The sequence below is a fragment of the Pseudomonas sp. 1D4 genome, from assembly GCF_001728925.1.
Taxonomy (GTDB): domain Bacteria; phylum Pseudomonadota; class Gammaproteobacteria; order Pseudomonadales; family Pseudomonadaceae; genus Metapseudomonas; species Metapseudomonas otitidis.
This window is the reverse complement of sequence record NZ_LXJQ01000093.1, coordinates 1-7,141: the sequence shown is the minus strand read 5'-3', so window position 1 is coordinate 7,141 and position 7,141 is coordinate 1. Positions and strand designations below refer to the sequence as shown.

Here is a 7,141-nt window from a genome sequence, read left to right as displayed (position 1 = left end):
GGCCGCCACTTTCATCAGGCGCTGGAAGGTGGGGCAGGCCAGGTGGTCCTCCGCCGGGCAGTCCACCGCGTGGCGCAGGCTGTCGCGGATCGCCGACAACTGGCGGATGGTCGCGTCCAGCGCGTCGGCCTGTTGCGCCAGGCGCTGGCGGTCCAGGGTCGGTTGCCGTGTGCTGCCGAGCAGGGCGCCGATGTCGTCCAGCGAGAACCCCGCCGCCCGACCCATGGCGATCAGCGCCAGCCGCTCCAGCACGTCGGCGTTGAACACCCGCTTCATGCCGGCGCGGCCGATGGAGCGGATCAGCCCCTTCTCCTCGTAGTAGCGCAGCGTCGAGGCCGGCAGGCCGGAGTTTCTCGCCACCTGGGTGATGTCCATCTCTTTCATGCTTGACCTCAAGTCGACTTGAACTGGCAGCCTGATTCCACGGGCGTTCCGTGACAGTGGAGGAGCTAAGCATGAATGGTGAGACGGTGGTAGCGGTGGTGGGGATCGGCGTGGGCGCGACCCTGGTGATGGACCTGTGGGGCTGGCTGCTGCGCCGTCTGACCGGCAACGCCGGGCTGGACTACGCCCTGGTGGGTCGCTGGGTCGGGCACATGCCCCGAGGGCGCTTCCGCCACGCCGGCATCGGCCGTGCCGCGCCGGTGCGCGGCGAGCGCGTGCTGGGCTGGACCTGCCACTACCTGATCGGCATCGGCTTCGCCGCGTTGCTGGTGGCGCTTGCCGGGCCTGCCTGGCTGTGCCGGCCAAGCCTGTGGCCGGCGCTGGCGTTCGGGCTGCTGAGCGTGGCGGCGCCCTTCCTGGTGATGCAGCCGGCCTTCGGGCTCGGCATCGCCGCCGCCCGCACCCCGGAGCCGCTCAAGGCGCGGCTGCGCAGCCTGCGCACGCACCTGGTGTTCGGCCTGGGCCTGTACCTGGCGGCCCTGGGCATGGCCTGGGGGTGGATGAACTGCGCGGGCTGAGCGGCTGGCTCACAGGGCGCTGACGATCTGCTCCCGCAGCCACTGGCGGGCCGGGCCGCAGTGCACGCGCTCGTGCCAGAGCATGGCCACCAGGTCGGTGCTTTCCAGCACCACTCGGGTGATTGTGACCGTAGCCCGGGCTTCAGCCCGGGGCCGGGGTCCATCGACGCATCCCTGGGCTGAAGCCCAGGCTACGGGGTCTTTGCGGCACCGCAGAAACGACGCCGGGAGATCAGGCCATCCGAGCCCTGTAGGAGCGAGCCCTGCTCGCGAAGCGCTGCTGCTCCGAGGTTCGGCAGCCACCGTAGCCGGGCTTCAGCCCGGGGCCGGAGTTCACCGAAGCATCCCTGGGCTGAAGCCCAGGCTACGGAGCCTTTGCGATACCGCAGAAACGACGCCGGGAGATCAGGCCATCCGAGCCCTGTAGGAGCGAGCTCTGCTCGCGAAGCGCTGCTGCTCCGAGGTTCGGCAGCCACCGTAGCCCGGGCTTCAGCCCGGGGCCGGGGTCCATCGGCGCATCCCTGGGCTGAAGCCCAGGCTACGGACCCTTTGCGGCACCGTAGAAACGACGACGGGAGCGCTGGGCTCCCGTCGTCTGGATCAATGGGCCTGGTTGAGGGTCAGGCGCATGTGGCGGTTCACATCCTTGTACAGCAGGTAGCGGAAGCGACCCGGGCCACCGGAGTAGCAGGCCTGCGGGCAGAAGGCGCGCAGCCACATGAAGTCGCCGGCTTCCACCTCGACCCAGTCCTGGTTCAGGCGGTACACCGCCTTGCCTTCCAGCACGTAGAGGCCGTGTTCCATCACGTGGGTCTCGGCGAAGGGGATCACGCCGCCCGGCTCGAAGTTGACGATGTTCACGTGCATGTCGTGGCGCATGTCGCTGATGTCCACGAAGCGGGTGGTGCTCCAGCGGCCTTCGGTGTCCGGCATCACCTTCGGCTCGATGTCCTGCTCGTTGGTGACGAAGGCTTCCGGCAGTGGCACGCCGTCAACGCGCTGGTAGTGCTTGCGGATCCAGTGGAAGCGGGTGTGCTGGCCGGAGGTGTTGCGCACCTTGTGGTCGGCGCCCGGCGGAATGAACGCATAGCCGCCCGGCTGCATGTTGTGTACCTGGCCCTGCAGGGTCAGGGTCAGCTCGCCTTCGACGACGAACAGCACCGCCTCGGCGTTCGGGTCCAGTTCGGGCTTGTCGCTGCCGCCGTTGGGCGCCAGCTCGACGATGTACTGGGAGAAGGTCTCGGCGAAACCGGACAGCGGGCGGGCGATGACCCACATGCGCATGTCGTCCCAGAAGGGCAGGTGGCTGGTGACGATGTCACGCATCACCCCTTTGGGGATCACGGCGTAGGCTTCGGTGAACATCGCACGGTCGGTCAGCAGCTCGGTCTGGGCCGGGTGACCGCCGTGGGGGGCGAAATAGAAAGGCTTCTTGGACACGAAAAGTCTCCTGTGGGTATTCGGCGCCCCGCCAGTGGCCATGAGGCAGACGCTGGCGTCGCATGGGCGCAGCCGCAACCGGACGGGTCGCAGGTGCGCGGGGCGGAATCCACGATATCCAGCCGCCTTTGCATCCACAAATTAAATATCGGGATGGGTCACATTCGGTTATCGAATGCGATGCGCGACCTCAACGCTGGCGCTCCTCGTCCAGCAGGCGGCACAGGGACTCGGCCAGCGCCTTGATCACCGGCCCGGCGCTGGGGCGGTGTAGCAGTGCCACCTCGAACAGGTCCAGCGGCTGCAGCCCCATCTTCTTCGGCAACACCGCGTGGTCGGCCGTCACCGCCCGCGCCGGCAGCAGGCCGACGCCCATGCCATCGGCGATGGCAGCCTGGATGCCGCTCAGGCTGGAGCTGGTGAAGCTGATGCGCCAGCGCCGGCCGGCCGCTTCCAGGGTGCTGATCATCTCGTCGCGGTACAGCCCGCGCGGCGGGAAGGTGACGATGGGCAGCGGGTCCAGGTGGGCCGCCGGGGTGCGCGCGCTGTCCACCCAGCGGGTCTTCTCCGGCCAGCGGGCGACGGCGTCGCGGCTGTTGCGGCGCTGCTTGATCAGCACCAGGTCCAGCTCGCCACGGTCATAGCTGGCGGCCAGGTCGCGGCTCAGCCCGCTGGTGACCTCCAGCTTGGCCTGGGGAAAGTGGTGGTTGAACACCGCCAGATGGCGGGTGGTGCTGCCGGCGGCGAAGTCATCCGGCACGCCGATGCGCACCGTCAGCGACACCCGCGCCCCGGCCAGCGCCTCGTGCAGTTCATCGTTCAGCGCCAGCATGCGCCGGGCATAGGCCAGCAGCGTCTCCCCGGCATCGGTGGGCAGCACATCGCGGTTACCGCGCTCCAGCAACCGGTGCCCGGCAAGCTCCTCCAGCCGCCGGACCTTCTGACTCACCGTCGACTGCGTGGAGCTGAGACGCCCGGCGGCACTGGTGAAACTGCCGCAATCGGCCACCGCCACCAGCGCCCGCAGCAGGTCCAGCTCGAACAGGCGGTTATTCGATCTGTCACTGTGGTCCATGGGAGTATTCGTCTTTCAAATGGGGATGAAGGCTTGTAGCAGCTCGGGGGGGAGGGGGCAAACATCGTCACTGAGGCGGCTATGCACCGATGCTCAAGCTTCCTTGGGGCCACTGGCACAGCAGGCGCTGTCAGGCCCCGGCCTCTATCCGCCGGTACATCACATCGGTTCGCAGCACGTACTTCACCCCGGCCGCTATCGGCGAGCCCTGGTGCATCACGCGGTGGGGGAAGACCAGGGCCATGCCGGTCTCGGGGCGGATGTCGGCTTCGTCGCGCAGTTGGGTGGCACCGCCCTGGTAGTTGTCGTTGAGGTAGATGAGCAGGGTCAGTTGGCTGATCTCGCTGGGGCTGCGCTGGAAGGCGCCGTCCCGGTGCCATTTGAAGTACTGCTCCGGGGTGTAGCGGTAGAAGCGGAAGCGTTCGTTCAGGCCCACCAGTTGCCACTCGTTGTCCAGGCAGTCGGGCAGCCAGGGGCGTGCCCGTTCCAGCAGGCGCTGGGCCAGGGCCGGGTCGTCGAAGAGGATGCGGTCGTTGTTGCGGATGGCCTTGTTCATCGCCTGGCCGCCGTCGCGGGTCTGGATGGCGGCTTCTTCGTAGCCCAGGGCTTCGCTGGCGTGGATGTGGCCCTGGCATTCGTCGGGGCTGAGGAAGCCGTGGATGAGAAAGCGCATACCGCCCAGGTCGGTCTTTTCCATGATCCGGTCCGTGGTTTCGTGGGAAAGGCCGGATGCTACGGCCGCGCCGGGTGGGCTGTCGAGGAGCGTTTGCGCCCGGTGGGATGGGGTTCGCGGGCGTGGCAGGGTGGCTGCCACGCCCGCTCGGGGCTACAGCTTCAGGTTCAGCGACAGGTAGGCGGTGCGCCCCGGTGCGGGGGAGAACATCGGCTGGTCATCACCGCCCCAGAAGAAGTTGTCGTACCAGACGTATTCGTACTGGCGGTCGGTGAGGTTCTTCACCTGCAGGTCGAGGCTGGTGGTGGGGCTCAGCCGGTAGTTCACGCTGGCGTCCAGCAGCGCGTAGCCGCCGTACTTGCCCTGCTGGTTCAGCTCGTCGATGTAGTAGTCGCCCTGGGCGCGGGCCTGCAGGCCGAAGCGCCAGTCGTCGTTGAGCCGGTAGTCCGCGCCCAGGTTGGAGATGTGGCGCGGGGTGGAGAACACCTCCTTGCCCGCCAGGGACTGGCCGCTGGCGGTGAAGGCGCTGACCACCTTGGCCTCCTGGATCGAGTGGGAGGCCCAGAGGCTCCAGTGCTCGTCGAGTTCGGCGGTCAGCTGCAGGTCGACGCCGCGCCGGCGGGTCTTGCCGAGGCCGACGGTGGTGCCGGTGCTGGGCATGTTGGCCACTTCGTCGGTGGCATCCTGCTGCCACAGGGCGATGCGCGTTTCGGTGCCGTTGACCGGGTTGAATCGCACGCCCACTTCCTTGCCGGTGTTGATGGAGGGCTTGAAGGCCTTCTGCCCGGCGGTGAGGTAGGCCGGCTCGCGGGAGCCGGTGAGGATCTGGAAGGTGCGGCCCCAGTTGGCATAGACGTTCAGGTCCGGCGTGAGGCTGTAGACCACGCTCAGCTTGGGCTGGCGGATCCAGCCGTAGTCCTGCAGGTCGGCCTTGATGCCGCCGGGCAGTTCGGTTTCGCCGGAGAAGCGGTCCAGGCGGTACGCCGGGATGATCTTCAACTGCTCGGTGGGCTGGATCACCGCCTGCACGTAGGTGCCGAAGTTATCCAGGGTGTAGGCGTCGTCGTTCTGGATGCGCGCCGGCGGGGCGTCGAAGTCCGTCGGCACGCTGTAGCTGTAGCGGTAACGACGGTACTCGTTGTCCTGGTGTTCGAGGTTGATACCGCCGTCCAGGGTCAGCCAGTCGGTGCTGGCCCAGGTGAGGTTGCTCAGCAGGCCGGTCTGGCGCTCGTCCCACTGGCGGCGCTGGCGCGGTGCGTTGCCCACGGCGTAGGAGGTGAAGGTGACCTTGCGGTCGTCCTCGTAGCGGTTGTGGTAGAGCGTGTTGCTCAGGCTCAGGTCGTCGCGCAGTTGCCAGTCCAGGTGCAGCGCCACCTGCTTCATGTCGCGGTCGTCGCCGTCGTTGGCGTTCTTCGCGGCGGAGTCGGTGCGGCTGGCCTTGAGTTCCTGGCGGGTGAGGAAGCCCGGCTCGTCGGCCTCGTGGTGGTAGAGGCGGGTCACCAGGCCGACCTTGAGCAGGCCCTCGTCGTCGGTGAAGAACCACTTGGCGCCGAGGGAGTATTTGTCCGATTTGGCGTGGTCGCGGAAGCCGTCCGAGTCCTGCTTGGCGAAGAAGTAGTTCTGCGCGAAGTTGCCCGACTCGCGGCCCACGGCCACCTGCAGTTCGCGGGTGTTGAAGCTGCCGTAGGTCAGCCGGCCGTCGCTGTAGTTGCCGCCCTGGCGGGTGACGAAGTTGATGTTGCCGCCGATGTTGTGCAGGCCGTAGCGCGGGTCGTTGGTGCCGCGCACCACCTCGATGTAGTCGATGTCGAGGGGGAAGACCATGTCGATGAAGCGCTGGTTGCCGCTGTTGACGTTGCTCGGTACGCCGTCGATCAACGTCTTGATGCCGTTGATGTAGCCCTCGCCGTTGAAGGCGCGGAAGGTGGCCTTGCCCGATTCGGCGCCCTGGCGGGTCTCGGTCAGCTGGATGCCGGGCATCTGCCCCAGCAGCTCCCAACTGTTCATCACGTTCTTTTCCTCCACCTTGTCGGCGCCCAGCACGTCCACCGAGGTCAGCACGCTGCTGCCGGTCTGCAGGGGGCGCCCGGAGGAGGAGTCCACCCGGACTTCGCCGAGGGTCAGGGTGGATTCGCCAGCGGGCGCCGCTTCGGCGCCACCTGCCAGGGCGGCCAGCATGGCCAGGGGGGCAAGCTCGTTCTTCATCGTGTGTCCTTGCAACCGGGTCGGGAGGGCGCCCCGGCAGGTGAGCGGGACGGCAGCCAGCCCGACGCGGCGCAAGGCCGGTCGACAGGGCGGGGAGGGGCTGCACGGAACCGCTCATGTCTCCGTGCCGGGGTCAGGGGGTGAAGATGTTATACCGTAACGTTTTTTCGCGTCATCCCCGGCGCTTCGGCCCGTCGGGTGGAACGGGCTTCATCGTTCCACCGCTGTGCCGCATCCGACGCCGGCCGGTGGATGGGAAGAGCGCCATCCACCCCACGGGCGGGTCCGTAGGATGCGGTGAGCTGTGCGAACCGCATCGCCCCCCGGCGCTTGGGCAATGATGGGCTTCGCACAGCTCAGCCCATCCTACGTTTGCCGCCATGCCTCGATTCGAGGGTGGAGCGGGCTGTTGCCCCATGCAACGCCGGTGACCCCACGGGCGGGTCCGTAGGATGCGGTGAGCTGTGCGAACCGCATCGACTCCGGCGCTCGGGCAATGATGGGCTTTGCACCGCTCAGCCCATCCTACGTTTGCCGTCATGCCCCGATTCGAGGGTGGAGCGGGCTGTTGCCCCATGCAACGCCGGTGACCCCACGGGCGGGTCCGTAGGATGCGGTGAGCTGTGCGAACCGCATCGCCCCCCGGCGCTCGGGTAATGATGGGCTTCGCACAGCTCAGCCCATCCTACGTTTGCCGCCATGCCTCGATTCTGTTGCCCCATGCAACGCCGGTGACCCCACGGGCGGGTCCGTAGGATGCGGTGAGCTGTGCGAACCGCATCGCCC

At 67.7% G+C, this 7,141-nt stretch carries 6 protein-coding genes; 1 reads left to right on the top strand and 5 read right to left on the bottom strand.

Going from position 1 to position 7,141, the window contains the following annotated elements; translation table 11 throughout:
- On the bottom strand, positions 1-384 hold a 384-nt coding region (locus tag A7D27_RS26295; RefSeq protein ID WP_069566613.1), incomplete at its 3' end, for a helix-turn-helix domain-containing protein.
- A 71-nt stretch (positions 385-455) separates the two neighbouring features.
- On the opposite strand from A7D27_RS26295, the gene A7D27_RS26290 reads away from it, so the two are divergent.
- Positions 456-962, top strand: coding sequence for a DUF2938 domain-containing protein (locus tag A7D27_RS26290; RefSeq protein WP_069566612.1), 507 nt, complete (start codon positions 456-458; stop codon positions 960-962).
- Positions 963-1,562: 600 nt separating this feature from the next.
- Here the strand turns inward: A7D27_RS26290 and A7D27_RS26285 are convergent.
- The 4 genes from A7D27_RS26285 to A7D27_RS26270 form a co-directional block, all read right to left on the bottom strand.
- Positions 1,563-2,402 (bottom strand): bifunctional allantoicase/(S)-ureidoglycine aminohydrolase, encoded by an 840-nt coding sequence (locus A7D27_RS26285; protein ID WP_256557221.1) that lies wholly within the window; start codon positions 2,400-2,402, stop codon positions 1,563-1,565.
- Between the two features lie 190 nt (positions 2,403-2,592).
- Positions 2,593-3,477: a LysR substrate-binding domain-containing protein gene (locus A7D27_RS26280; protein WP_069566610.1), complete on the bottom strand. Its 885-nt coding sequence runs from the start codon at positions 3,475-3,477 to the stop codon at positions 2,593-2,595.
- 130 nt (positions 3,478-3,607) lie between these two features.
- Positions 3,608-4,174 carry a 2OG-Fe(II) oxygenase gene (locus tag A7D27_RS26275; RefSeq protein ID WP_044407302.1) on the bottom strand — a complete coding sequence of 189 codons (567 nt, stop codon included), beginning with the start codon at positions 4,172-4,174 and terminating at the stop codon, positions 3,608-3,610.
- A 129-nt stretch (positions 4,175-4,303) separates the two neighbouring features.
- Positions 4,304-6,355: a TonB-dependent receptor gene (locus A7D27_RS26270; protein ID WP_069566609.1), complete on the bottom strand. Its 2,052-nt coding sequence runs from the start codon at positions 6,353-6,355 to the stop codon at positions 4,304-4,306.
- Positions 6,356-7,141 lie beyond the last annotated feature (786 nt).

What these genes read in the sequence shown, in the direction of transcription:
- A7D27_RS26290 (WP_069566612.1), top strand. Translation starts at nt 456, where the DNA reads ATGAATGGTGAGACGGTGGTAGCGGTGGTGGGGATCGGCGTGGGCGCG.
- A7D27_RS26280 (WP_069566610.1), bottom strand. Translation starts at nt 3,477, where the DNA reads ATGGACCACAGTGACAGATCGAATAACCGCCTGTTCGAGCTGGACCTG.
- A7D27_RS26270 (WP_069566609.1), bottom strand. Translation starts at nt 6,355, where the DNA reads ATGAAGAACGAGCTTGCCCCCCTGGCCATGCTGGCCGCCCTGGCAGGT.
- A7D27_RS26275 (WP_044407302.1), bottom strand. Translation starts at nt 4,174, where the DNA reads ATGGAAAAGACCGACCTGGGCGGTATGCGCTTTCTCATCCACGGCTTC.